Consider the following 25,267-nt stretch of genomic DNA (forward strand, 5'->3'; position numbering starts at 1 on the left):
GTGAATTTATGTTATTATCCAAAATGCGTTGGGAATATGAACATCCTAGCGAAGAAAAAGTGAAATCACTCTCTGAAAATCTGAATATTTCAGCGCTGACTGCATCACTTCTTGTACAAAGAGGGCTCGAAGAAGTAGAAGAAGCGAGGTCTTTTTTATTTGATCAAAAAGCCGAATTTCATGATCCATTCTTATTAAAAGGAATGAAAGAAGCAGTAGAGCGCATCAACAAAGCGATCGAAGAGCAGGAATCGATTGTGATCTTCGGAGATTATGATGCAGATGGTGTGACAAGTACGTCTGTACTTTTACATACATTAAAAGAGCGGTCTGCGAAGGTGGACTTTTATATTCCAGATCGATTTAAAGAAGGATATGGGCCAAACGAACAGGCTTTCCGATATATCAAAGAGCAAGGAGCATCGCTTGTTATCACCGTGGATACAGGGATCGCTGCTGTAAATGAAGCACGTATTGCAAAAGAAATAGGATTAGACCTGATCATCACAGATCACCATGAACCAAGCGAGGAACTGCCTGAGGCACTTGCAATTGTACATCCTAAGCAGCATGGGTGTGAGTATCCGTTTAAAGAGCTGGCGGGTGTCGGTGTTGCGTTTAAAGTGGCACATGCACTCCTCGGTAAACTCCCAGTAGAATTATTAGATCTTGCTGCAATCGGTACAATTGCGGATCTTGTCCCGCTGCATGATGAAAATAGATGGATTGCCAAAAAAGGTCTTCTGCAGCTTCGACAGTCTAGACGGCCTGGGTTAAAAGCGTTATTAAAAGAAGCAGGCGCCACTCTTGAAGAAGCAAATGAGGAAACGGTCGGCTTTCAAATTGCCCCAAGGCTGAATGCTGTTGGACGAATTGAGCAGGCAGATCCGGCTGTTCATCTTCTCATGACTGAGGATATGGATGAAGCGGAAGAACTCGCTCGTTTTGTACAAGAATTGAACAAAGAACGGCAGAAAATTGTGAGTACGATCACGGAAGAAGCCATTCAAATGGTTGAAGAGACAGGCGCTGACCAGTCTGCTATCGTCGTAGCAAAAGCTGGCTGGAATCCAGGCGTTGTCGGCATTGTTGCCTCAAAATTGACGGATACATTTTCTCGTCCGGCGATTGTGCTTGGAATAGACGAAGAAACGCAGATGGCGAAAGGGTCAGCACGAAGTATTCCTGGCTTTGATTTATTTTTCCATTTGAGTAAGTGCCGTGACATCCTGCCGCATTTCGGTGGACACCCGATGGCAGCAGGAATGACACTTCAAGCGGATGATGTTCCTTTACTTAGGGAAAGATTGAATCAATATGCAAATGAAACGTTGACTGAAGAAGATTTTATTCCAATTCAACGGGTCGATGCAGTATGTAAAGTGGACGAAATGACGGTGCAAGCCATTGAAGAAGTGGGACTGCTGTCCCCGTTTGGCATGCAGAATCCTAAGCCGTTCATTATGATTGAAGACGCCCAGCTTGAAGACATCCGAACGATCGGGGCCAATCAAAATCACATTAAAATGTCACTAAAAGACGAAGACAAGCTGCTCGACTGTGTCGGTTTTCACCAAGGCAAGCTAAAAGAAGAACTTGTCCCAGGGAGTCAAATCTCTGTCGTTGGCGAGGTCTCGATTAATGAATGGAATAACCGAAAGAAACCTCAGCTCATGCTAAAAGACGCTAGAGTCGATGAATGGCAGCTGTTTGATTTACGCGGGAAAAAAGATTGGGAAAAGAAATTATCAACACTTGATCCAGCAAAAACGATGGTCTTCTGTTTTGACGAAGAAACAAAAAGGCAATCGGAGCTGGTGGATATTCCGATTCACCTTATTGATGCAGAAAATGTATCCACGTTTGATGTGCAGGAAAAGTATGTGATCTTTGCCGATGTTCCTGCCGACGAACACTTGCTCAAGCTGCTTTTAGAAAATCAACAACCAGCAAGAATTTATACGGTGTTTCAGCGGAAAGAAGATCACTTTATGTCCTCATTCCCGAGCCGTGATCAATTCAAATGGTTCTATGGGTTCTTGTTCAAACGGGGAAGTTTTCCTATTAAAGAACAAGGCATGGAGCTTGCCAAACATAGAGGTTGGACAAAAGATACAATCATTTTTATGACAAAGGTGTTTTTTGAACTCGGTTTTGTTAAAATAGAGAATGGTGTGCTGTCAATAGTGCGTGATGCCCCTAAAAAAGATTTAACCGCATCATCGTCTTATACAGCAAAACAACGATTGATGGAACTCGATCAAACACTAACATATTCCTCAGCCAAAGAGCTGAAGGAATGGCTGAATAGCATGATGAGCGAAGTCTCACCTGTGCTTTGACGTACGAGGAGGAAAAGGAAAAGATGGATTTAAAACAATATGTGACAGTTGTACCTGACTACCCAAAGGAAGGTGTACAATTTAAAGATATTACAACGTTAATGGATAAAGGCGAAGTGTACCGTTATGCAACGGATCAAATCGTTGAATACGCGAAGGAAAGAGACATTGATCTCATTGTTGGACCTGAAGCGCGTGGATTCATTATTGGCTGCCCTGTAGCATACGCACTTGGTGTAGGTTTTGCCCCAGTTCGTAAAGAAGGAAAGCTTCCTCGTGAAGTCATCAAAGTCGATTACGGTTTGGAATACGGTAAAGATGTATTAACGATTCATAAAGATGCAATTCGTCCTGGTCAGCGTGTACTGATCACAGATGATTTGCTTGCGACAGGTGGAACGATTGAAGCATCCATCAAGCTGGTTGAGGAATTAGGCGGCGTTGTGGCAGGGATTGCGTTTTTAATTGAGCTGACGTATCTTGATGGCAGAAAGAAGCTTGACGGTTACGACATCTTGACGTTAATGCAATACTAATGGAGTTTTACGCAAAAAGCACTCAGTAAGAAGGGTGCTTTTTTCCTATCAAAAATCTTTTAGCGGACTTCTTCTCTTTACATCTATCGAATTTTTCTTGATAATAAACTACAATACAGTTTTCATTTAAAAAGGTGATTCCATGGCGAACGAACAAGTTTTAACGGCGCAGCAGGTCATTGATAAGGCAAGAGAATACCTGTCCGCTGAACATATTCAATTTATAGAGCGTGCATACGAATATGCTGAAAATGCTCACAAGGAGCAATACCGGAAATCCGGTGAGCCCTATATTATCCATCCTATTCAAGTGGCGGGAATTCTTGTTGATCTTGAAATGGACCCTTCGACCATTGCTGGCGGCTTCTTGCATGATGTTGTCGAAGACACGGATGTGACATTAGAAGATTTAAAAGAGCATTTTAACGAAGAAGTAGCCATGCTTGTTGATGGTGTGACAAAGCTCGGAAAGATTAAATATAAATCACAAGAAGAACAACAGGCTGAAAACCATCGTAAAATGTTTGTTGCAATGGCGCAGGATATTCGCGTCATCTTAATTAAGCTGGCAGACCGTCTTCACAATATGAGAACACTCAAACACCTTCCGCAGGAAAAGCAGCGAAGAATTTCAAATGAAACCCTTGAGATCTTTGCACCGCTTGCGCACAGATTAGGGATTTCAAAGATTAAGTGGGAGCTTGAAGATACAGCCCTCCGCTATTTAAATCCGCAGCAATACTACCGGATTGTGAATCTCATGAAGCGTAAACGAGCAGAACGTGAGGAATACTTGGACGAGGTTGTTAATGAAGTAAAAGACCGCGTGTCTGAGGTGAACATTAAGGCTGAATTCTCCGGCAGACCGAAACATATTTATAGTATTTATCGAAAAATGGTCATGCAAAATAAGCAATTTAATGAAATATATGATTTGCTGGCTGTACGTATTTTGGTTGACAGCATTAAAGACTGCTATGCGGTACTTGGTATTATTCATACATGCTGGAAGCCGATGCCAGGCAGATTTAAGGATTATATTGCGATGCCAAAGCCGAATATGTATCAGTCTCTTCATACAACGGTGATTGGTCCAAAAGGGGACCCGCTTGAAGTTCAGATTCGTACAGTGGAAATGCACGAAATTGCGGAATACGGAATTGCTGCACACTGGGCGTATAAAGAAGGCAAAGAGTCAGCAGAATCGACGGAAGAAGCCGTTTTCCAGAAGAAGCTGTCTTGGTTTAGAGAAATCCTTGAATTCCAAAATGAATCCACAGATGCGGAAGAATTTATGGAATCGTTAAAAATTGATCTTTTCTCTGATATGGTGTTTGTATTTACACCAAAAGGAGACGTCATCGAGCTACCGTCTGGTTCCGTACCAATTGATTTCTCGTACCGGATTCATTCGGAAATTGGGAATAAAACAATCGGAGCCAAGGTCAACGGTAAAATGGTCACACTTGATCATAAGCTAAAAACAGGTGACATTATTGAAATTCTGACATCTAAGCATAGCTATGGACCAAGCCAGGATTGGGTCAAACTTGCCCAAACCTCCCAAGCGAAGCACAAGATCAGACAGTTTTTCAAGAAACAGCGCCGTGAAGAAAATGTCGAAAAAGGCCGAGAACTTGTGGAGAAAGAAATCAAAAACCTTGAGTTCGATGTTAAAGACATTTTGACCGCTGAAAATCTGCAAAAAGTGGCTGATAAATTTAATTTCTCAAATGAAGAGGACATGTATGCAGCTGTTGGTTATAACGGAATTACGGCACTCCAAGTGGCGAATCGTTTAACGGAAAAAGAAAGAAAACAAAGAGATCAGGAAGAACAAGAGAAAACCGTTCAAGAAGTGTCTGTAGAGTCAAAACCATATCACGGGAAAAAACGGGAAGCTGGCGTGCGAGTGAAAGGCATTGATAACTTGCTTGTCCGTTTATCTAAGTGTTGTAATCCTGTTCCTGGTGATAGCATTGTTGGCTTTATTACAAAAGGACGTGGCGTATCTGTTCACCGTGATGACTGTCCGAACGTGAAGACAGGAGAAGCGCAGGAACGGTTAATCCCGGTTGAGTGGGAGCATGAACAGCCTGCTCGAAACCGTAAAGAATACAATGTGGAAATTGAAATATTAGGATATGACAGACGCGGCTTACTTAATGAGGTGCTTCAAGCAGTCAACGAAACCAAAACGAACATCTCGTCGGTTTCTGGTAAGTCTGATCGTAACAAAGTGGCGACGATCCATATGGCGATCTTTATCCAAAATATTAACCATTTGCACAAAGTGGTAGAACGCATTAAACAAATCAAAGACATTTACTCTGTTCGCCGATTCATGAATTAGAAAGGAAGTATATCGTCTATGAGGCTTGTTGTTCAGCGTGTGACGAGTGCATCTGTGAAAGTAGAAGAAGAGATCACAGGTGCCATCAATGAAGGCTATATGGTGCTCGTTGGGGTTACACATGAAGATACAGAAGAAGATGTGCATTATTTAGCTGAAAAGCTCGCACATTTGCGTATTTTTGAAGATGAAAACGGGAAAATGAATCATTCTTTGTTAGATGTAAAAGGAAGTGTACTGTCTGTGTCTCAATTTACCCTTTATGGTGATACGAGAAAAGGCAGACGGCCGAACTTTATGAAAGCTGCCAAACCGGATATGGCGAATTCACTTTACGAATGCTTCAATGAAACGCTTAGAGAAAAGGGCATCCATGTTGAAACTGGACGTTTTGGGGCGATGATGGACGTCTCATTGACCAATTCGGGGCCTGTCACCATGTTGATGGACAGCAAAGAATAGAAAGACATTAGACTGTAGATAAACTCTTGCTGAGAGTTTGTTTAGAGTCTTTTTCTTTTACGATCAAACAAAAAAGAGGCGCAGCGGCCTCTTTTTTCTATCGGAAATATTGTTTTAATCCTTCTGTCATTCCTTCTGTCACTCGTTCTTGGTAAGAGGCGCTATAAATGATCGCTTCTTCTTGAGGATTGCTTAAATAGCCGAGTTCATATAAAAGGGAAGGGCGCTTGTTTTCTCTTAAAACAAAATAATCTCCAAATTTGACTCCTTTATCAGGGATCTGTGATCGTTTTGCGACTTCCGTATGAACGCTTGTCGCCAGGCTTTGATCTTTGGATGCCTGATAATAATATGCGGTGCTCCCTCTGATACTTGGGTCCATAAAACTATCATAATGAAGACTAATAAATGCATCTGCATTTCGGTAATGTGAAGTGGCAACCCTCGATTGAAGGCTGATGAATGTATCATCACTTCTTGTTAAATAGACATTTGCTCCAGAAGCTCTTAACTTACCCGCCAGCAAATGAGCGGTTTTGATCGTGATATTCTTTTCAAATGCACCGTCTGCGCCGATCGTGCCGCTGTCTTTTCCGCCATGCCCAGGATCAAGAACAATTGTTTTGCCTTTTAAAGATCCAGTGCCAGACGATGAATCCTGCTGAGGTCTTGGTGCTTCGCTGCTATTTTTCTTTGTTTGAACGACCCAGCTCGCCACGTAGCCTGTTCCGCCGTTTGATAATGTCACCTCGTACCAGTCACCTTGTGTACGAACAATTTGATAAGCAGCTCCTTTTGTTGCTCTTTCTGCAATTCCAGCAGAGGTAGAAGCGCTTTTTCTAATATTCGTTCCATCATAAACGATGTACGCTTTCTGATGAGATGACGAAGAGGAAGAATTCTTTTCAGGTGCTGCACTTGTTCCTTGGTTTGAGACAATATAATAACTTGCAACCCAACCTTTAACGCCTTTTGCTTCGATTTCATACCAGCCATTTTGCTCCCGTAAAATGGTGACTTGAGTGTTGCGGGAAAGTGAAGCGGCCACTTGTGCATTTGGTGCCGCCGATTTTCGAACATTCAAGCTTGATACGCCAACTGTGCCGGACTGTTTAGAACGAGCGGGCTCAGCTGAACTGGATGAAGAAGCGTTTTGTCCGCCAGAAATATAATCAGAGTGGACCCAGCCTTCCGCTTGTTTGTACGATATTTTTGTCCATTCGCCGCTTGTGTCCAGCTTTTTAGCGGAAGCGCCCTGCGGAAAAGTGCCAATGACTTGATAGGAAGTCCCTGGGCCTGTCCGAATGCGAAGGTCGGAGGCTGTTGACGTAATCGAACTGCTTCCTTGCGTACTTTGACCTTGCGTCTTTTGCTTAGCAGGCTTTTGTGCATCAGATGACTTGGTAATCAGCCATGAGACGACCCAGCCTTTTTGTCCGTTCGATAGCCCGATCTGTACCCATTCTCCTTGTTCAGTGAGAATCGGGTAGCTTTCTCCTCGTTTCACAACTGCTGCGATCCCGTAGCTTAAACCAGGTCCGGTTCGCACATTGATTTCATCTGTTGCAACGACAGCTTGATCTGTTTGAGCCGTCGCATGTGTCATTGGCCAAGTGCTGGCAATGAGGACAAAACAGGTGAGCAGCAACATCATGTGATGGTGTGTTTTCAGATTCAAAACGGTGTTTTCCCCTCCCTTGTAAAACCGATGAATGTTAATTCGTTATGTAATGGATGAATTCCTTGCGGTTTCCCTAATAAAATTGAATCAATCTGTTTATACTAAATAAAAATGTGATAAAAGGATGTACAAACATGAGATTAAGCAGAAAATTAGGACGAGTGCAATATAATGGACATCGTGATATCGATCGCTGGCAGCACGACGAAATGGATCAACCAGGCTTCCTTGAAGAAACGGCATCTGAATACGGATGCACGTCAAAAGAAGAGCTGGAAAAGAAAAAGAGACACGGCAAGGGTTGACAGAGTGGCAGCACCGACCTTATTATAATATAAATCAACACACTTGAAAATTTAAAATGTGGAACTGATGATAGAGAATAGTAGGGTAAATTGCGTGAGCAGAGAGGAATCGCCTTAGGCTGAAAGCGAATCCGCATGGCATTTATCACGAAAGAACACTCTGTAGGTTTCCTGCTGAACACTCAAAAAATGAGTCATTAGGCGGAGAACGTGAATCTGCGTTAAGGATTTGAGCGGGAACATGGCTAGATCATGTTCCAACTAGGGTGGCACCACGGGTATAACTCTCGTCCCTACTATACACATAGTAGAGGCGGGGGTTTTTTATATGTCCACATAAAAAATGAATGATGGTCGTAGGAGGACGAAAAATGAGTTTTAATATTCCAAGAGGCACACAGGATATTTTACCGGGAGAATCAGAACGCTGGCAGTATGTTGAACAAATTGCGAGAGATACATGTGCAGCCTTTCAATACAAAGAAATCCGCACACCGATTTTTGAGCATACGGAACTGTTTGCACGAGGAGTAGGCGAGTCAACAGATATCGTTCAAAAAGAGATGTACACATTTGAAGACAAAAAAGGACGTAGCATCACACTTCGCCCAGAAGGAACAGCTTCAACTGTCCGTTCTTATGTTGAAAATAAACTGTTTGCACAGCCTGCACAGCCTACAAAGCTGTACTACATTGGACCAATGTTCCGCTATGAGCGTCCGCAAACGGGAAGATATCGTCAATTTTATCAATTCGGAATTGAAGCGATCGGTTCAAAAGATCCTGCCATTGATGCAGAGGTCATTTCATTAGCGATGAGTGTGTATGAGAAAGCGGGTCTTTCCAACTTAAAACTCGTCATTAACAGCCTTGGTGACAAAGAAAGCCGTGCAGATTACCGTCAAGCACTTGTCGAGCATTTTGAACCAAGAATTGATGAATTCTGTCACGACTGCCAAATTCGCTTGCATCAAAATCCATTGCGTATTCTTGATTGTAAAAAGGACCGCGACCACGAACTGATGGCAACGGCACCATCCATTCAAGATTACTTAAATGAAGAATCACGGACTTATTTTGAAAAAGTAAAACAATATTTAACCGATCTAGGCATTGAATATGTCGTCGATCCGAACTTAGTGCGTGGTCTTGATTATTACAATCACACTGCCTTTGAGATTATGAGTAATGCAGAAGGCTTTGGCGCGATCACAACATTAGCCGGCGGCGGCCGTTATGATGGACTTGTTGAAGGAATTGGCGGTCCTGAATCACCAGGTATCGGCTTTGCGATGAGTATTGAACGTTTCCTATCAGCGATTGATGCAGAGAAGATTGAGCTTCCTGTTCAAGACGGCATTGATTTATACATTGCGGCATTAGGAGATCAAGCAAAAGATTATGCTGTTGGCTTATTGAATCGCCTAAGAAAAGAAGGCATTTCAAGTGAAATGGACTATACAGGGAAAAAGCTAAAAGCACAATTTAAAGCGGCAGACCGCTTGAAAGCCAAGTTTATTGCAGTTCTTGGTGAAGATGAGCTCGCGCAGCAAATTGTAAACGTAAAAGATACGACAACGGGTGAACAAATTGAAGTGAAGCTTGATGAGCTGATTCAAATGATGAAAGCCCACCAGAAAGCGTAAAGAAGGAGTGGAATGTTTGTGTTTGGTAGAACTTTTTATTGTGGAGAAGTAACAGAAGACCAAATCGGTCAAACCGTTGTATTAAAAGGATGGGTACAAAAACGTCGTGACCTTGGCGGATTAATCTTTATTGACCTGCGTGATCGTACAGGCATTGTGCAAGTTGTCTTTCATCCAGACCAATCAAAAGAGGCTCTTGAGACAGCAGAATCGATTCGGAATGAATATGTCCTTGATATTAAAGGGACAGTGGTCGCAAGAGAAGAAGCCACGATCAACCCAAATTTAAAAACAGGCAAAATTGAAATTCAAGTCGACACGGTCACTGTTTTAAATGAAGCCAAGACGCCTCCATTTGTCATTTCTGATCAAGCAGATGAGGTATCAGAAGATGTGCGCTTAAAATACCGCTACCTAGATCTTCGCCGCCCTGCGATGTTTGAAACGATGAAAATGCGACATGAAGTCACAAAAGCATTCCGCCATTTCTTAGATGATCACGGCTTTCTAGACATTGAAACGCCAATTTTAACAAAAAGTACGCCAGAAGGTGCGCGTGACTATCTTGTGCCAAGCCGTGTACACGAAGGAGAATTCTATGCGCTGCCGCAGTCTCCGCAATTATTTAAGCAATTGCTCATGGTGTCTGGGATGGACCGCTACTATCAAATCGCTCGCTGCTTTAGAGATGAAGACTTGCGTGCTGACCGTCAGCCGGAATTTACACAAGTCGATATTGAAATGTCCTTTATGAGCCAAGAAGACATCATGACGCTTGCTGAAGAGATGATGGCAAAGGTGATGAAAGATGTCAAAGGTGTTGACCTGACATTGCCATTACCTCGTATGACGTACGATGAAGCGATGAATTCCTATGGTTCTGACAAGCCAGATACCCGATTTGACATGAAGCTTGTCAACATTTCAGACACGGTAAAAGACTCAGATTTCAAAGTCTTCAGCGGTGCTGTAAACAATGGCGGAGCTGTCAAAGCGATTAATGTCAAAGGGGCTGCAGCAAACTACTCAAGAAAAGACATCGATGCACTTGGTGCATTTGCAGCGAACTATGGTGCAAAAGGTCTTGCTTGGCTAAAAGCTGAAGGGACAGAGTTAAAAGGACCAATCGCTAAATTCTTTGATGAGTCAAAACAAGCAGAATTAAAAGAACAGCTTCAAGTTGAAGAAGGCGACCTTTTACTCTTTGTTGCAGATAAGACGACTGTTGTCCATGATGCGCTTGGCGCACTTCGCTTAAAACTTGGCAAAGAGCTTAAACTTATCGATGAGTCTGTCTTCAATTTCTTATGGGTTGTCGATTGGCCGCTGCTTGAAAAAGATGAAGAAGAAGGCCGCTTCTATGCTGCCCACCATCCTTTCACAATGCCAGTTCGTGATGATCTTGAATTAATTGAAACAAGTCCAGAAGATATGAAAGCTCAAGCGTATGATCTTGTGCTGAACGGCTATGAGCTTGGCGGAGGTTCTATTCGTATTTTTGAAAAGGACATTCAAGAGAAAATGTTTGGTTTACTTGGCTTTTCTAAAGAAGAAGCGTACGATCAGTTCGGCTTCCTTCTTGATGCATTTGAGCATGGGGTGCCTCCGCACGGCGGAATTGCGCTTGGACTTGACCGCCTAGTGATGCTGCTTGCCGGCCGATCTAACCTAAGAGATACCATTGCGTTCCCGAAAACGGCAAGTGCAAGCTGTGTTCTCACAGATGCTCCTGGCACTGTAAGCGAAGCGCAGCTAGATGAACTGAGTTTGGCGATTAAAACAAAAGTAAAACAGTAAAATAGGCGCATGTTTATAGGCATGTAAACGCTTGTAAAAGGGACATGCCTATGATATGCTTTCATCAACCAATAAATAAAGTCCTGATACGTACGGTGGTTACCTAGTTTTGACCGAACATTTTTTTCTACGGGAGCTTGCCTTTCCTTTCTGCATAAATGCCTCTTCTGAGGACTTATAAAGTGAGGAAGAAAGCACCCACCTGCATGGTGCGGGGTTCAAAACGAAGGAAAAGCTGGCGGCGTGATCGGGACTTTTTTGTGTTTTTTTCTATTTGAGAAGGATGACGGAGAACGCTGAATATGATATGATTCTTTCGATTCATTTTAAATAAAGGTGGAGTGAGGCACTTGTTACATCAGTTTTCAAGAAACGAGCTTGCCATTGGCAAGGAAGGCTTAAATATATTAAAAAACAGTACAGTTGCAGTGCTTGGAGTAGGCGGCGTAGGTTCTTTTGCAGTAGAAGCCCTTGCTCGTTCAGGTGTTGGCCGTATTGTTCTTGTTGATAAAGATGATATTGATATTACAAATGTAAATAGGCAGCTGCCAGCTTTGCTATCAACGGTTGGTCAGCCTAAAGTTGACTTAATGCAGGCAAGAATTGCTGATATTAACCCAGAATGTGAAGTTGTTGCGCTCAAAATGTTCTATACAGAAGAAACATATGAACAATTCTTTGAGTATCCACTTGATTATGTCATTGATGCATCAGATACAATTCATTATAAAATTCATTTAATGAAAGAGTGCCTGAAACGCGATGTGAACATTATTTCGAGTATGGGTGCTGCAAATAAAACAGATCCGACACGTTTTAAAATTGATGACATCTCGAAAACACATACAGACCCAATTGCGAAAGTCGTCAGAACACGCCTGCGGAAGGAAGGCATTCGTAAGGGAATTGAAGTTATTTTCTCTGATGAAAGTCCGATTGTCATTCGTGAAGATGTGAGAAAAGAAGTTGGAAATGATGAAGCGAAAATTCGTAAGGCACAAATGCCGCCTTCATCCAATGCGTTTGTTCCATCTGTGGCTGGACTGATCATGGGTGGTCATGTCATTATGAAACTGTTAAAAGACATTCCGATTACACGTGTGAAAGATAAATAAACAGCCCGCCTGCTAATATGCAGGGGGCTTTTTTTATTTCTGGCGTTTTAAATTCTCATAGACCTGTTTCAATGCACCTTCAAATTTCCCGGTTTGCTTCGGTACATAGTATTGCTTGTTTTTCAGCGGGTCAGGTAAATATTGCTGCTTCACCCAGCCGTTTTCGTAATCATGTGGGTATAAGTAATCGACGCCTCTTCCGAGTGCTGTGGCGCCTTTGTAGTGAGCATCCTTTAAATGAACTGGAACTTCACCAATTTTCCCTGTACGAATGTCACCAAGTGCCGCATCAATCGCCTTATATGCCGAATTGGACTTAGGAGAAAGACACAGCTCAATCACTGCGTTCGCCAGCGGAATCCGTGCTTCTGGGAAGCCGACTCTTTCTGCTGTTTGTACGGCGCTTAACACGCGGGGGCCTGCCTGCGGGCTGGCTAAGCCAATGTCCTCATAAGCCATCACGAGTAATCTTCTTGAAATGCTTTCAAGGTCTCCAGCTTCGATTAGTCTAGCAAGGTAATGCAGCGCCGCATCTGTATCAGATCCTCTAATGGATTTTTGAAAAGCCGAGAGGACATCATAATGAGCATCACCATTCTTGTCATGTGAGAAACTCTTTTTTTGTAAACATTCTTCTGCTGCGGCAAGAGTGATTTTGATATGCCCAGTCTCATCTGCTTTTGTTGATAAGACAGCGAGTTCTAGTGCATTTAAAGCTGAACGCACGTCTCCTCCGCATCCATTGGCAAAATGATTCATCGCTTCATCGTCAACTGTCACCTCATAACCGCCAAGTCCGCGATGCTCATCCTGTAAGGCTCTTGTTAACGCAGCTTTAATTTGCTCTGTTTCCAGCGGCTTCAGCTCAAATATTTGTGTCCGGCTGCGGATGGCTGGGTTAATCGCATGATACGGATTAGCTGTTGTCGCGCCAATTAAAATAATCATGCCATTTTCTAAATACGGAAGAAGGAAATCCTGCTTCCCTTTATCGAGTCTGTGGACTTCGTCTAAAATCAAGATGACCTGACCACTCATTTTCGCTTCAGCGGCGACAGCTTCCATATCTTTTTTGTTATGAATCACCGCATTCAATGTACGGAAGGCAATGCTTGTACTGCCAGCGATTGCAGTGGCAATGGATGTTTTGCCGATTCCCGGCGGTCCGTATAAAATCATCGAGGACAAATGTTTTGCCTCGACCATTCGTCTAATAATTTGACCTTCTCCAACGAGATGCTCCTGCCCAATAATGTCTCCAATATGACTTGGGCGCATCCGATACGCTAAAGGTTTCATGATTATCTCTCCTAAAGCAATGTCTTGTTTGTATAGAGTACCGAAATTTCTTCAAATAGAAAAGGGATGCGTCCTCGTTTTGAGCTCAGAACCCGCAAATGAAAGTTGGCTAAAAGTATGATATAATTGCTTTTGGTCTATATAAGCGTATATGAAATCAGAAAAATAATTGATGACATAGAAATAGAAAACGCAGAGGTGTTTAACTTGAAAATTTCTACTAAAGGCAGATATGGTCTGACGATCATGATCGAATTAGCCAAAAAACATGGCGAAGGCCCTACATCATTAAAATCAATCGCTCAAAACAATGATTTGTCTGAGCATTATTTAGAGCAGCTTGTATCACCACTTCGCAATGCACGTCTTGTGAAAAGTATCCGTGGAGCGTATGGCGGCTATGTGCTTGCCCATGAGCCAAACGAGATTACAGCCGGTGATATTATTCGAGTATTAGAAGGACCTATTAGTCCTGTTGAAGTGATCGAAAACGAAGAGCCAGCAAAGCGTGCACTTTGGATTCGTATTCGTGATGCAGTAAAAGACGTACTAGACAATACAACTCTTGAAGACTTAGCAAGCTATAAAGATGATGAGGATCAAGAGGCGTATATGTTCTATATTTAGATCAGAGGTGTACCGGAAATGGAACGTATCTATTTAGATCATGCAGCCACAACGCCGATGGATCAGCGAATTGTGGACAAGATGATGCCCTACTTTACAGAGATATTTGGCAATCCCTCTAGTATTCATTCATATGGGCGCGAGGCAAGAAAGTGGCTCGATGAAGCAAGGGAAGTCATTGCAGGAGAATTACACTGTAAGCAGCAGGAGATCATCCTCACAAGCGGGGGAACAGAGGCAGACAACTTGGCCATTACAGGTGTTGCAATGGCAAGGCAGCATGAAGGAAAACATATCATCACAACAAAAACTGAGCATCATGCAGTGCTGCATACATGCGAACGCTTAGAGAAGCTTGGTTTTGATGTGACGTATTTAGATGTGGATCACACTGGATTGATTCATCTTGATCAATTAAAACAAGCACTAAGAGACGATACAATTCTTGTGACCATCATGTATGGCAATAATGAAACGGGTGTGATTCAGCCAATCAAAGAAATTGGTCAACTTTTACACGAACACACTGCTTATTTTCATACAGACGCAGTACAGGCATTTGGGACAATATCAATTGATGTCACAGAACTTCATATCGACCTCTTATCTGCGTCCGGTCATAAACTAAATGGCCCGATGGGAACAGGCTTTTTATACGTCAATGAGCGTGTAAAACTTTCTCCGCAGCTATTCGGAGGAGAACAAGAAAGAAAACGCCGTGCTGGCACTGAAAATGTGGCGGGAATCATTGGACTTGCAGAAGCAGTTCAATTAACAAAGCAAAATAGAAGAGAAAAAGCAGTGCATTATGGTAAGCTCAAAGAAGCGATGCTGCAAGTATTCGAAGAGGAATCACTCAATTTCTCTATCAATGGACATCCGAAAGAGACATTGCCGCATATTTTAAATGTCCACTTCCCGGGCGTTTCTATTGAATCGTTACTTGTGAACTTAGATATGGAAGGGATTGCTGTTTCAAGTGGGTCAGCATGTACGGCTGGATCTGTCCTTCCTTCGCACGTATTAAGCGCCATGTATGGTGAAGAAGCAAAAGAGCTGACATCCTCAGTCAGAATAAGCTTCGGTCTTGGAAATGAAGAGGAACATGTGAAGCAGGCGGCGCATAAGATAGCGGCTGTCGTGAAACGCCTAGCCAAATAAATGCTCCCTTTTGTTCGTGTGTGAAAAATGAAACAGCTAGGCACCTGAAGAACGAAACGCGCACGTTGTTTCATTGAAATTGGAGTTGATGAAGATGACAAAAAGACCTGAAGACACAAGAGTTGTGGTCGGCATGTCTGGAGGCGTCGATTCATCAGTTGCTGCGCTCATGCTAAAGGAGCAAGGCTATGATGTGATCGGCATATTTATGAAAAACTGGGATGACACAGATGAAAATGGTGTATGTACAGCAACGGAGGACTATGAGGATGTCATTCGTGTTTGTAACCAGATTGGAATCCCATATTATGCAGTGAATTTCGAGAAACAGTATTGGGACAAAGTGTTTCAATATTTTCTTGATGAATATAAAGCAGGCAGAACGCCGAACCCAGATGTCATGTGTAACAAAGAAATTAAGTTCAAAGCATTTCTTGAGCATGCATTGTCGCTTGGAGCGGATTATTTGGCAACAGGCCACTATGCCCGTGTCGACAGAACCGGCGATGAAGTGAAAATGCTAAGAGGTCTTGATACAAACAAAGACCAAACTTATTTCTTGAATCAGCTGACTCAAGAACAACTTGATAAAGTGTTGTTCCCAATCGGCGATTTAGAGAAAAAAAGAGTGCGTGAATTAGCGAAAGAAGCAGAGCTCGCAACAGCAACGAAAAAAGATTCTACGGGCATCTGCTTTATTGGGGAAAGAAACTTTAAAACGTTCCTTAGCCAATATTTGCCTGCACAGCCCGGTGTGATGCAGACAATGGACGGAGAAGTAAAAGGTGAACATGATGGACTCATGTATTACACGATCGGTCAACGCCAAGGACTTGGCATTGGCGGAAGCGGTGATCCGTGGTTCGTTGTTGGGAAGGACTTAGAGAAAAATATCTTATTTGTTGAACAAGGCTTCCACAATCCGCTTTTATACTCTGAAAGTATTTCAGCTGTTAACATCAGCTGGACTCGTCCTCATATTGTCGGCGAAAACGGTGAACTCACATGCACAGCAAAATTCCGATACCGTCAAGAAGACCATCATGTAAAAGTCAAAATGACAGGTGAGCAGGAAGCAATGGTGATCTTTGATGAACCCGTTCGTGCTGTCACTCCAGGACAAGCTGTTGTTTTTTATGATGGCGAAGAATGTCTTGGCGGCGGGACCATTGACGATGTCTTTAAAGATGGCCAAAAGCTGTCGTATGTGTAACATGTGTTAAAAACCTCAACGTCGCTGTTGAGGTTTTTTAATGAAAGGATGAAGAGAGCGAATGAATCATAACGAAATCGGTATTGAAGCTTTAAATCAAGGGAACATCGAACAGGCAGCTGAAGCTTTTACGAAAGCCATTGAAGAAAGCCCAAAGGACCCGGTTCCATATATTAACTTTGCGAATTTACTTTCAAGTGTTCATGAATTTGAACGTGCTTTGAACTTCTTTCAAAAAGCCATTGAACTTGATCATACAGCAGCTGCAGCCTATTACGGAGCAGGAAATGTCTACATGATGAAAGAAGACTTTATGAAAGCGAAAGACTATTTTGAGCAAGCGCTACAAGCTGGAATGGAAAACAGTGATTTGTTTTATATGTTAGGGCAGACACTGATGAAATTAGAGCAGCCGAAGCTTGCGATGCCTTATCTTCAGCGTGCAGTTGAGCTAAACGAAGAAGATAACGAAGCAAGATTTCAATTTGGTATGTGCTTAGCGAATGAACATCTGCTGGAGGAAGCGGTCGCAGTCTTTACTGAAGTGATTGCGCGAGATCCGCAGCATGCAGACGCCTTTTATAATGCAGGCGTTGCGTATGCGTATTTAGAAAAAAAAGATGAAGCGCTTGAAATGCTAGGAAAAGCCATTGACGTGCAGCCTGATCATATGCTTGCATTGCATGCGCAAAAGCTGATTCAAGAGGCAGAATAACCGGAAGGAGGGAAGACCTGTGCAGGAACATCCAGATCAAATGAAGCTTGAAGATGAACCGTTTTTAAAAGGGACGATTCAAGCCGTTATTTTCCATAACGAAAGTAATTTATACTCGGTGTTAAAAGTAAAAGTCATTGAAACATCAGAGAATTTAGAGGAAAAAACTGCATCTGTCACAGGGTACTTCCCAGCGCTTCATGAGGAGGAAACCTACACCTTCTATGGCAAGGTCACAAGTCATCCGAAGTTTGGCGAGCAGTTTCAAGCCACTCATTTTCAAAAGGAAGTCCCTACAACAAAGCAAGGCATCATTCATTATCTCTCTAGTGACTTGTTTGAAGGGATTGGAAAAAAGACGGCGGAAGAAATCGTCGGTAAGTTAGGTAATCAGACGCTTCATCAAATTATGCGTGATCCGTCTGTGTTGTATGACGTCCCTCGCCTGTCAAAAAAGAAGGCAGATAAGCTGGCTGCCGCACTTCAAGAGCATCAAGGGCTTGAGCAAATCATGATCAGCCTGAATCAATATGGCTTTGGTCCTCAGCTTAGTATGAAGATTTACCAAGCGTACGAGAGTGAAACGTTGCAGAAAATTGAAGAAAACCCTTATCAGCTCGTCAAAGACGTCGAGGGGATTGGATTTATTAAAGCAGATGAACTCGGCGCTAGAACAGGGATATCTGGAAATGATCCAGAACGCATTCGTGCAGCCCTTTTGTATACCGTTGAGACAGCAAGCCTGCAAGACGGTCATACGTACATACAAACGAAAGATCTGATCGTCGAAACCCGTAAATTGCTGAATCAAACCGGCAATGACTACAAAGTGACTGAAATGGACGTTGCCAATCAGATTATTGCACTTGGTGAAGGGAAAGACATGATCATTGAAGATGAGCGCTGTTATCATCCGTCGCTCTTTTATGCGGAGCAAAGTGTGGCAAAACGCATTCAAAAAATTGTCGCTCAAACGGAATATGCAGATCAATTTCCTGAATCAGAATTTCTGCTTGCACTCGGTGAACTGGAGGAACGGCTTGGTGTCCAGTATGCACCAACCCAAAAAGAAGCCATTCAAAAGGCACTCATGTCTCCAATGCTGCTTTTAACAGGCGGACCGGGTACAGGGAAAACGACGGTCATTAAAGGGATTGTCGAGCTTTACAGCGATCTTCACGGCGTATCTCTTGACCCGGGTGATTATAAAAAAGATGAAGCATTTCCGTTCGTGCTTGCCGCACCAACTGGACGTGCTGCGAAACGAATGACAGAATCCACTGGGCTCCCTGCTGTGACCATTCACCGGCTGCTAGGCTGGAATGGATCAGAAGGCTTCTCACATGATGAAGACCAGCCGATTGAAGGAAAGCTTGTCATCATTGATGAATCGAGTATGCTGGATATTTGGCTGGCGAACCATTTGTTTAAGGCGATCCCAGATCATATTCAAGTCATTATGGTTGGAGACGAACATCAACTTCCATCTGTCGGGCCTGGTCAAGTGTTAAGAGACCTGCTTGCGTCACAAGCTATACCGGCAATTACACTAACTGATATTTACCGGCAGGCAGACGGTTCAACAATTGTTGAGCTTGCGCATGATATGAAAAATGGTGTTTTGCCAAAGGATATTACTGCACGCTCGAAGGATCGATCCTTTATTCAATGCTCTAGTGACCAAATGAAAGAAGTCATCGAGAAAGTGGTCAGCAATGCTGCTCAAAAGGGGTATTCAGCAAAGGACATTCAAGTACTTGCCCCGATGTATAAAGGAAAAGCAGGCATTAATGAACTGAATAAAATGCTTCAGCAAATTTTGAATCCTAAAAAGCCAAAAGGAAGAGAAATTCCTTTTGGTGATGTCGTCTACCGGACAGGTGATAAGGTACTTCAGCTTGTCAATCAGCCCGAGAATAACATTTTTAATGGAGACATTGGCGAAATTGTCTCGATCTTTTATGCGAAAGAAAACACAGAAAAAGAAGATATGGCGGTCATCTCCTTTGATGGAAATGAAATCACGTTTACGAAAAAAGATTTTCATCAATTTACACACGCTTATTGTTGCTCGATTCATAAATCCCAGGGCAGTGAATTCCCAATCGTGGTGCTGCCAGTCGTGAGAAGTTATTATCGAATGCTTCGAAGAAATTTGCTTTACACGGCCATTACACGAAGTAAAAAGTTTTTAATTTTGTGCGGCGAGGAATCAGCATTAGAGTGGGGCGTAAAAAATAATGAAGACTCCCTCAGACAAACGTCTTTAACCATGCGTCTTACTGAAACGGAAGAAGTCATGGATGCTGAGCTAGCAGCCCTCCAAAAAGAACTTCCTTTCAGCGTACACGATGCCAATATTGGCATGGAGGGAATCACTCCGTTTGATTTTATGCAAGAGTAAATGGCTTCCATGGAAGCCATCATATTGTTAAACAAAGGGCTAAAATGAACTTGATTTTAGCCCTTTGTTTTTTTTCAGCGTGAAAGAAAACCTTTGCAGCCCTAGGAAGGACGAGTACTGGCGCGGAGCGAATTTGACATTCGTGAGCACCAGCACGCAGGACTGACACCGAATGCGAGGGTTTGTCTACACGCTGATGGCTTCCTTCATGGAAGCCATTTCTTCGTATGAGTCATAGAGGAAACGCACACGATAAGACTGTTCCGAAAAGGTGGTTGATCACATTTTGAGAACATGTCGAGAGCTTGAAGGACTGACGATCTATACAGACGAGCTGTCTTATTCACTTGGGGCGATCAAAGATATTTGCTTTTTAGCCGGCGGCAGCTGCGGGGGATATGTTTTAGATGGGAAAAAGAAAGACTGTGCTTTCATTCCATTCTCAGCTGGCGACAAACTGACAGACAAAGGTCTATATGTGAGCTACCAGAAGGGCATCGAGATAGATACCTCCGCCCCATCCTTCTTCTTTTCGAAATTAAAAAAGAAAATGATCCGTACGCCAGATGGTGAAACATTAGGTGTTTTGGAAGATGTATACTTTTGCATGAATTCGGGCACAATCGTAGCATATGAACTCTCGGACGGCTTCTTTACAGAGCTATCAGGGATTCGAAAGCAGCTGCATGCTGCCGGAACCTTGATGGATGTTCAAAAGGAAGCACTTGTTCTAAACCGAACGTAAAGAGGTGCTGAATATGCTCATTTGCCCAAATTGCAAATGTAAAGACATCGGAAAAATTGGGGTCAATCAATATTATTGCTGGGGCTGTTTTATTGAATTGACACTGTCAAAAGGCAAAATATCTACTCACCAAGTGGAGGAAGACGGTACACTAAGCAGTTTAGACGACCTGTTTAGTGACGATGAACGTTCAATTCAACTATAAGTGTTAAGGGGGAATTTCGAATGGGCAAAATGACTTCTTCACTATTAACGCTTGGTGCAGGTGCACTCGCATATCACTTTGCAAGTCGATATGATATGCCATCTAAGCGGGATATGAAAAAGATGAGAAAACGAGTTATGCGAATGCTTTAAACAAAAAGGGACATCCACCATGAGCGGATGTCCTTTTTTTATGCCTGCCTGTACTCTAGTCTCCGTGCAAGTATAGACAAGCTGAAGTTCACAACAAAATACATCATGGCCGCCAAGAGGAAAATAGGAAGTAAATAAGATTGGCTTTGACCATTTAAAATCTGCGCGTGATGCAATAACTCTGGAAGGGCAATCACAACGGCAAGCGATGTATCTTTTAAAAGAGAAATAAATTGACTGACAATCGGCGGGACCATTCGGCGTAACGCCTGTGGCATGATAATCATTTTTAACGTTTGAATATACGTTAAACCAGAGGACCTGGCCGCTTCGATTTGTCCTTTATCAATTGATTTTAATCCACTACGAATAATTTCTGACAGCATGGCGGATTCAAACACGGTTAAAGCCGCAATGGCAGAGGCCGTAATGCTCAGCTTAATACCGATTTCAGGCAGGGCGAAATACGTAAAAAAGATGATCAGCAAAAGCGGCAGGTTCCGAACGGTTTCAACAATGACCGCAAGCACCTTTGATAAAATAGGGATTTGTGCGAACCTCAATGTGCCAACGACTAATCCGATGATAAAGCTTAAAATGATGGAGATAAAAGCCACTTTTAAGGTGACAGCAAATCCTTCAAGTAAAAAGGCGAGATGATCGGGCTGGTAGGCACCTATAAAATCCATTGTGTTTCCTCCTTTCTAGTGGCTTCGGGCTAATCTTTTTTCTAAATAACCAACGCCTAGACTAAGCGGAATGGTCAATAGAAGATAGAACATGGCAACAAAAATGTATACATCAAATGTCACAAACGTTCTCGAAGCGATAAGGTCTCCTTGGTACATCAGATCAAACCCTGCAATGACACCTAAAATAGACGAGTTTTTCACAAGGTTGATAAATTGATTCCCAAGTGGTGGAATGACAATTTTGATGGCCTGCGGCAGAATAATATATCGCATCGTTCCGCCATAGGACAGACCAGAAGCTCTAGCAGCTTCCATTTGTCCAAGCGGTACAGCTTGTATACCTGCACGAATGGCTTCAGCGATAAAAGCAGACGTATAAATGGAGAGGGCAATGGTTCCTGCTGTAAAGCCATCTGCCACAATGCCAAGTACCGGTAAACCAAAAAAGAACACAAAGGTGATCAATAATAACGGAATATTCCGAATAAATTCCACATAAGCCGTCCCTAACCAGTTGAGCGGCCTTAGTGGCGCAATTCTCATGATGGCAATGAGTGTACCGATGAAAAAGCTTCCAATCAACGCAATGACACTTGCACCAATCGTATATTTAAACCCTTCTAAATAAAGATGGAAGTTCTCAGTTAAAATGGAAAACCGCAGCAATCAGTTCACTTCCTTCCTAATCAACAGAGGAGCCGGCAAGCGGCTCTCCTGAGGGTGTTGAGGTTGATCGAGTCAATTGATTATTCTTTGATCCATTTTTTATGAATCTTGTCATACTCTCCATTGTCTTTTAATGCCTTTAACGCTTTATTAATGGCTTCTGTTAATTCTTCATCGCCTTTTTTCACAGCGATGCCATAAGGCTCATCGGTAAATGTTCCACCAACGACTTCATAATTTGAATCTTCGTCTGCCATGCCAAATAAAATTGCATTATCAGTTGTCAGAACTTGCCCTTGATTTGATTTTAAGGCTGTAAAGGCTTCTTGGTAATTTTCAAATTCTAAAACGGATGCTTCTGGTGCTTTTTCGCGAATGTTTTGAGAAGAAGTGGACCCTTTCACTGCAAGCACCTTCGTACCTTTTTTTAGATCATCAATCGATTGAATGTCGCTGCCTTTTTTCACAAGCAGTGATTGTCCTGCTTCAAAGTAAACATCTGAGAAATTGACCTCTTTTTTACGCTCTTCTGTGATCGTCATTGTGGCAACAATGGCATGAATATCTCCTTTTTGCAGTAAAGGAATTCTTGTTTTAGATGTCACTTCTTTAAATTCTGCTTTTCCTTCATCACCGAGCATTTCTTTAGTGATCGCTTTTGCGATATCGATATCAAACCCTTCAATATCCCCGCTACTAGGATTTTTTAGACCAAATAAACGAGTATCGTTTTTCACACCGAAAACGATTTTTTTGTCTTTCTTAATGGCTTCTAATGAGCTGCCTTGTTTTGCATCGGTTGAGCCTTTCTCGGCAGAGCCGCAGGCAGCGAGAGCGATCATACAGCAAGTCATCAACAGTAATAGGCCAAAGCGTTTCATTTTTTTCATCAAATTCATTCCCCCTAGTGATTTAAAATACGGCTTAAAAAGAGCTGAGCGCGTTTCTCGCGCGGTTTTTCATAAAAGGCAGCTGGTGTAGATTCTTCAAGAATTCTTCCTTCATCAATAAACACAATACGGTCTGCGACTTCACGGGCAAACCCCATCTCGTGCGTGACAACGACCATTGTCATTCCTTCCCTTGCCAGCTGTTTCATCACATCTAGCACCTCACCGATCATCTCTGGATCAAGAGCTGATGTTGGTTCATCGAAAAGCATGACCTCAGGTTTCATTGCAAGTCCCCTTGCGATTGCCACACGCTGCTGCTGTCCTCCTGAGAGTCTAGAAGGGTAGGTGTCTGCTTTTTCAGGAATGCCAACTTTATTTAAATAAAATTCAGCTGTTTCCTTTGCTTCTTCTTTGCTCACTTTTTTAACCTTCATCGGCGCAAGCATAATGTTTTCAAGCACCGTCTTATGCGGATAAAGATGGAAGTGCTGAAACACCATCCCGATATTTTGCCTGATGAGATTGATGTTGGTTTTCGGATGCTGAACAGAAACTTGATTGACAAGGACTTTTCCTTCATCAATGCTTTCAAGACGATTGATACACCTGAGCATCGTGCTTTTTCCAGATCCTGAAGGACCGATGATCACAACAACCTCACCTTTTTGAATATGTAGGTTAATGTCCTTAAGTACATGGAACTGGCCGTAATGCTTGTTGACTTCTTCGAATGTGATCATGAAGAACCTCCTCTTCTAATGATTGAGCTAAAGCGGATTCTAGCATAAATGAGGCGAAAATAAGAAAATAATGGAATATTTTCTAACGAGATTTTTACAGCAAACAGTGACTTTGGATGGAGCCGTATGTTTCATGTGTATTCATTTTTAACAAAGTTAGGACAAATTTTATTTACATGGATAATTGCAGAAGTTGGTTAAACAATAAGAAGAGAGGTGAAAAAGGTGAAGAAACGTCCGATCGAGTTTCTAATATATGCTGCAGGTGTACTGCTTGTCCTTGCGTCTTTACTCATTTTGGTTCAGCTCGACGAGTTATGGATGCCTATTTTTTTATTGCTCAAAGCGGTTTTGATCCCGCTTCTTATCGCTATTTTTATTTCTTATCTTCTTTATCCAATTGTTGAAAGACTACATAAGCGAGGTTTGCCAAGGACGGTCAGTCTCTTATTGATATATGTGCTGTTTTTTGGCGGCATTGGTTTGGCTGTGTATAAAGGGGTACCGGTTTTAATCGCTCAGTTAAATGAATTGTCGGAGCAAATTCCCATGCTTGCCGAAACGTATAATGGTGCTTTATCACATGTTCATCGTCATACAAGCCACTGGCCTGATGGACTGCATGAACGGCTGGATCGTTTTATTGTCCAATCTGAAACGTATGCCGCAAATGGGGCAGAGCGGATGATTCTAAGCTGTAAAGTATTGCTTGATTACGCCTTAGTTGCTGCACTTATTCCTTTTCTTGTCTTTTATATGGTGAAAGATATGAACACGATGAAGCGGGCAGCATGGTATTTAACCCCGCCAAGCTTTCGAAAAAGGGGACATGCCTTTGTGAAAGCAGTGGATGACTCACTTGGGGATTATATTAGAGGGCAATTGCTTGTCTGTTCTTTAATTGGGGGAGCTGCTGCCATTGTTCTTTGGCTGTTTCATATTCCATATCCGCTTGTACTAGGTATGTTAATCGGTGCAACGAATGTCATTCCGTATTTTGGCCCGATTATTGGAGCGATCCCAGCTGTCTTTATCGCTTTTACCATCTCAGTGAAGTCAGTGATCATTGTGCTAATTACAGTAGCCGTGCTTCAATTTTTAGAAAGCAATGTACTGAGTCCGATCATTGTCGGGAGAAGCCTGCATATGCATCCTGTCGTGATCATGCTGGTGTTACTCGCTGGAGGTGAGCTGTTTGGCTTGATTGGAATGATTTTAGCCGTGCCGTCCGCAGCCATTATGAGGGTCATTATTGTGCAATATATTCACATGAGACGAAGCGTTCATTGACAAGACGAGCCGAGTTGTCTATAATAATTTCGATTCATACATATTGAATTCAATGACGGACCCGAGTACGTTAAAAAGCTGTTGCAGAGAGAGGCTTTGTTTGCTGAGAAAAGCCTTATCAGACCTTTAACGGAAGCTAGTCCCGAGTGCAGATAAACACTGCCGCTCTCTTCCGGCGTTATCGGATGTGAAGGTGATAGACGCATATGTCTATAATCAGGGTGGTAC

23 protein-coding genes, 1 other RNA gene and 2 other annotated features (1 of these 26 running past the window's edge) are annotated in these 25,267 nt (G+C 42.7%); of the genes, 18 read left to right on the forward strand and 6 right to left on the reverse strand.

Translation table 11 applies throughout. The features are described 5' to 3' along the window. Positions 1–8: 8 nt before the first annotated feature. The 4 genes from recJ to dtd all read left to right on the forward strand — a co-directional run bounded on the left by recJ (position 9) and on the right by dtd (position 5,693). A complete protein-coding gene (gene recJ, locus ACSBQP_RS00400; protein ID WP_435028085.1) occupies positions 9–2,342 on the forward strand; it encodes a single-stranded-DNA-specific exonuclease RecJ in 2,334 nt (777 codons plus the stop codon). Between the two features lie 23 nt (positions 2,343–2,365). Beyond that, positions 2,366–2,878 (forward strand): adenine phosphoribosyltransferase, encoded by a 513-nt coding sequence (locus ACSBQP_RS00405; RefSeq protein ID WP_008342729.1) that lies wholly within the window; start codon positions 2,366–2,368, stop codon positions 2,876–2,878. 142 nt (positions 2,879–3,020) lie between these two features. Next, the gene (locus ACSBQP_RS00410) at positions 3,021–5,231 is read left to right on the forward strand and encodes a RelA/SpoT family protein (protein WP_008342726.1); all 2,211 of its coding nucleotides are present in this window, start codon (positions 3,021–3,023) and stop codon (positions 5,229–5,231) included. An 18-nt stretch (positions 5,232–5,249) separates the two neighbouring features. After that, positions 5,250–5,693, forward strand: a complete 444-nt coding sequence (dtd, locus tag ACSBQP_RS00415) for a D-aminoacyl-tRNA deacylase (protein ID WP_017358114.1) — start codon at positions 5,250–5,252, stop codon at positions 5,691–5,693. 97 nt (positions 5,694–5,790) lie between these two features. On the opposite strand, the gene ACSBQP_RS00420 is transcribed toward dtd, so the two are convergent. Then, on the reverse strand, positions 5,791–7,371 hold the full coding sequence (locus ACSBQP_RS00420) for an SH3 domain-containing protein (protein WP_035390964.1): 1,581 nt from the start codon (positions 7,369–7,371) through the stop codon (positions 5,791–5,793). A gap of 137 nt (positions 7,372–7,508) precedes the next feature. Between ACSBQP_RS00420 and ACSBQP_RS00425 the strand changes: the two genes are divergently transcribed. The 5 genes from ACSBQP_RS00425 to ACSBQP_RS00445 all read left to right on the forward strand — a co-directional run bounded on the left by ACSBQP_RS00425 (position 7,509) and on the right by ACSBQP_RS00445 (position 12,237). Next, positions 7,509–7,679 carry a YrzK family protein gene (locus ACSBQP_RS00425; RefSeq protein WP_003216250.1) on the forward strand — a complete coding sequence of 57 codons (171 nt, stop codon included), beginning with the start codon at positions 7,509–7,511 and terminating at the stop codon, positions 7,677–7,679. A 58-nt stretch (positions 7,680–7,737) separates the two neighbouring features. Further along, positions 7,738–7,977: a binding site (T-box leader), on the forward strand. Between the two features lie 73 nt (positions 7,978–8,050). Next, entirely contained in the window at positions 8,051–9,325 is a 1,275-nt protein-coding gene (gene hisS / locus ACSBQP_RS00430; RefSeq protein ID WP_008342721.1) for a histidine--tRNA ligase, read from the forward strand. An 18-nt stretch (positions 9,326–9,343) separates the two neighbouring features. Beyond that, positions 9,344–11,122, forward strand: coding sequence for an aspartate--tRNA ligase (gene aspS, locus ACSBQP_RS00435; protein ID WP_039956037.1), 1,779 nt, complete (start codon positions 9,344–9,346; stop codon positions 11,120–11,122). 77 nt (positions 11,123–11,199) lie between these two features. Then, a non-coding RNA gene (gene ssrS, locus ACSBQP_RS00440) (6S RNA) lies at positions 11,200–11,380 on the forward strand. A gap of 92 nt (positions 11,381–11,472) precedes the next feature. Continuing rightward, on the forward strand, positions 11,473–12,237 hold the full coding sequence (locus tag ACSBQP_RS00445; protein ID WP_008342718.1) for a tRNA threonylcarbamoyladenosine dehydratase: 765 nt from the start codon (positions 11,473–11,475) through the stop codon (positions 12,235–12,237). 33 nt (positions 12,238–12,270) lie between these two features. On the opposite strand, the gene ACSBQP_RS00450 is transcribed toward ACSBQP_RS00445, so the two are convergent. Then, the gene (locus ACSBQP_RS00450; protein ID WP_435028087.1) at positions 12,271–13,536 is read right to left on the reverse strand and encodes a replication-associated recombination protein A; all 1,266 of its coding nucleotides are present in this window, start codon (positions 13,534–13,536) and stop codon (positions 12,271–12,273) included. A gap of 207 nt (positions 13,537–13,743) precedes the next feature. Here ACSBQP_RS00450 and cymR point away from each other — a divergent pair, with 207 nt between their 5' ends. The 8 genes from cymR to ACSBQP_RS00490 all read left to right on the forward strand — a co-directional run bounded on the left by cymR (position 13,744) and on the right by ACSBQP_RS00490 (position 20,758). Continuing rightward, positions 13,744–14,163, forward strand: a complete 420-nt coding sequence (gene cymR, locus ACSBQP_RS00455; protein ID WP_008342713.1) for a cysteine metabolism transcriptional regulator CymR — start codon at positions 13,744–13,746, stop codon at positions 14,161–14,163. Positions 14,164–14,181: 18 nt separating this feature from the next. Beyond that, complete coding sequence (locus ACSBQP_RS00460; protein ID WP_008342711.1) at positions 14,182–15,324, forward strand: cysteine desulfurase family protein; 1,143 nt, start codon at positions 14,182–14,184, stop codon at positions 15,322–15,324. A 94-nt stretch (positions 15,325–15,418) separates the two neighbouring features. Beyond that, on the forward strand, positions 15,419–16,537 hold the full coding sequence (mnmA, locus tag ACSBQP_RS00465; RefSeq protein ID WP_008342709.1) for a tRNA 2-thiouridine(34) synthase MnmA: 1,119 nt from the start codon (positions 15,419–15,421) through the stop codon (positions 16,535–16,537). Between the two features lie 61 nt (positions 16,538–16,598). Continuing rightward, positions 16,599–17,252: a tetratricopeptide repeat protein gene (locus tag ACSBQP_RS00470; RefSeq protein WP_435028088.1), complete on the forward strand. Its 654-nt coding sequence runs from the start codon at positions 16,599–16,601 to the stop codon at positions 17,250–17,252. A gap of 19 nt (positions 17,253–17,271) precedes the next feature. Beyond that, positions 17,272–19,656: an SF1B family DNA helicase RecD2 gene (gene recD2, locus ACSBQP_RS00475; protein WP_435028089.1), complete on the forward strand. Its 2,385-nt coding sequence runs from the start codon at positions 17,272–17,274 to the stop codon at positions 19,654–19,656. 286 nt (positions 19,657–19,942) lie between these two features. Continuing rightward, the gene (locus ACSBQP_RS00480) at positions 19,943–20,401 is read left to right on the forward strand and encodes a PRC-barrel domain-containing protein (protein WP_435028090.1); all 459 of its coding nucleotides are present in this window, start codon (positions 19,943–19,945) and stop codon (positions 20,399–20,401) included. A gap of 13 nt (positions 20,402–20,414) precedes the next feature. Next, on the forward strand, positions 20,415–20,606 hold the full coding sequence (locus ACSBQP_RS00485) for a hypothetical protein (protein WP_003216308.1): 192 nt from the start codon (positions 20,415–20,417) through the stop codon (positions 20,604–20,606). A gap of 20 nt (positions 20,607–20,626) precedes the next feature. Continuing rightward, positions 20,627–20,758 (forward strand): YrzQ family protein, encoded by a 132-nt coding sequence (locus ACSBQP_RS00490; protein WP_008342695.1) that lies wholly within the window; start codon positions 20,627–20,629, stop codon positions 20,756–20,758. Positions 20,759–20,796: 38 nt separating this feature from the next. On the opposite strand, the gene ACSBQP_RS00495 is transcribed toward ACSBQP_RS00490, so the two are convergent. The 4 genes from ACSBQP_RS00495 to ACSBQP_RS00510 form a co-directional block, all read right to left on the reverse strand. After that, the gene (locus tag ACSBQP_RS00495) at positions 20,797–21,447 is read right to left on the reverse strand and encodes an amino acid ABC transporter permease (RefSeq protein WP_008342693.1); all 651 of its coding nucleotides are present in this window, start codon (positions 21,445–21,447) and stop codon (positions 20,797–20,799) included. A 15-nt stretch (positions 21,448–21,462) separates the two neighbouring features. Beyond that, a complete protein-coding gene (locus tag ACSBQP_RS00500) occupies positions 21,463–22,116 on the reverse strand; it encodes an amino acid ABC transporter permease (RefSeq protein ID WP_007501460.1) in 654 nt (217 codons plus the stop codon). A gap of 80 nt (positions 22,117–22,196) precedes the next feature. Then, complete coding sequence (locus ACSBQP_RS00505; protein WP_008342689.1) at positions 22,197–23,006, reverse strand: transporter substrate-binding domain-containing protein; 810 nt, start codon at positions 23,004–23,006, stop codon at positions 22,197–22,199. Positions 23,007–23,020: 14 nt separating this feature from the next. Then, positions 23,021–23,749, reverse strand: a complete 729-nt coding sequence (locus ACSBQP_RS00510; RefSeq protein WP_007501456.1) for an amino acid ABC transporter ATP-binding protein — start codon at positions 23,747–23,749, stop codon at positions 23,021–23,023. A 225-nt stretch (positions 23,750–23,974) separates the two neighbouring features. On the opposite strand from ACSBQP_RS00510, the gene ACSBQP_RS00515 reads away from it, so the two are divergent. Then, positions 23,975–25,039, forward strand: coding sequence for an AI-2E family transporter (locus ACSBQP_RS00515; RefSeq protein WP_035701703.1), 1,065 nt, complete (start codon positions 23,975–23,977; stop codon positions 25,037–25,039). Between the two features lie 43 nt (positions 25,040–25,082). Further along, positions 25,083–25,267 (forward strand) — a binding site (T-box leader) (it continues 23 nt past the right edge of the window).

The sequence above is a fragment of the Bacillus sp. G402 genome, assembly GCF_051172515.1.
Taxonomy (GTDB): Bacteria; Bacillota; Bacilli; order Bacillales; family Bacillaceae; genus Bacillus; species Bacillus altitudinis.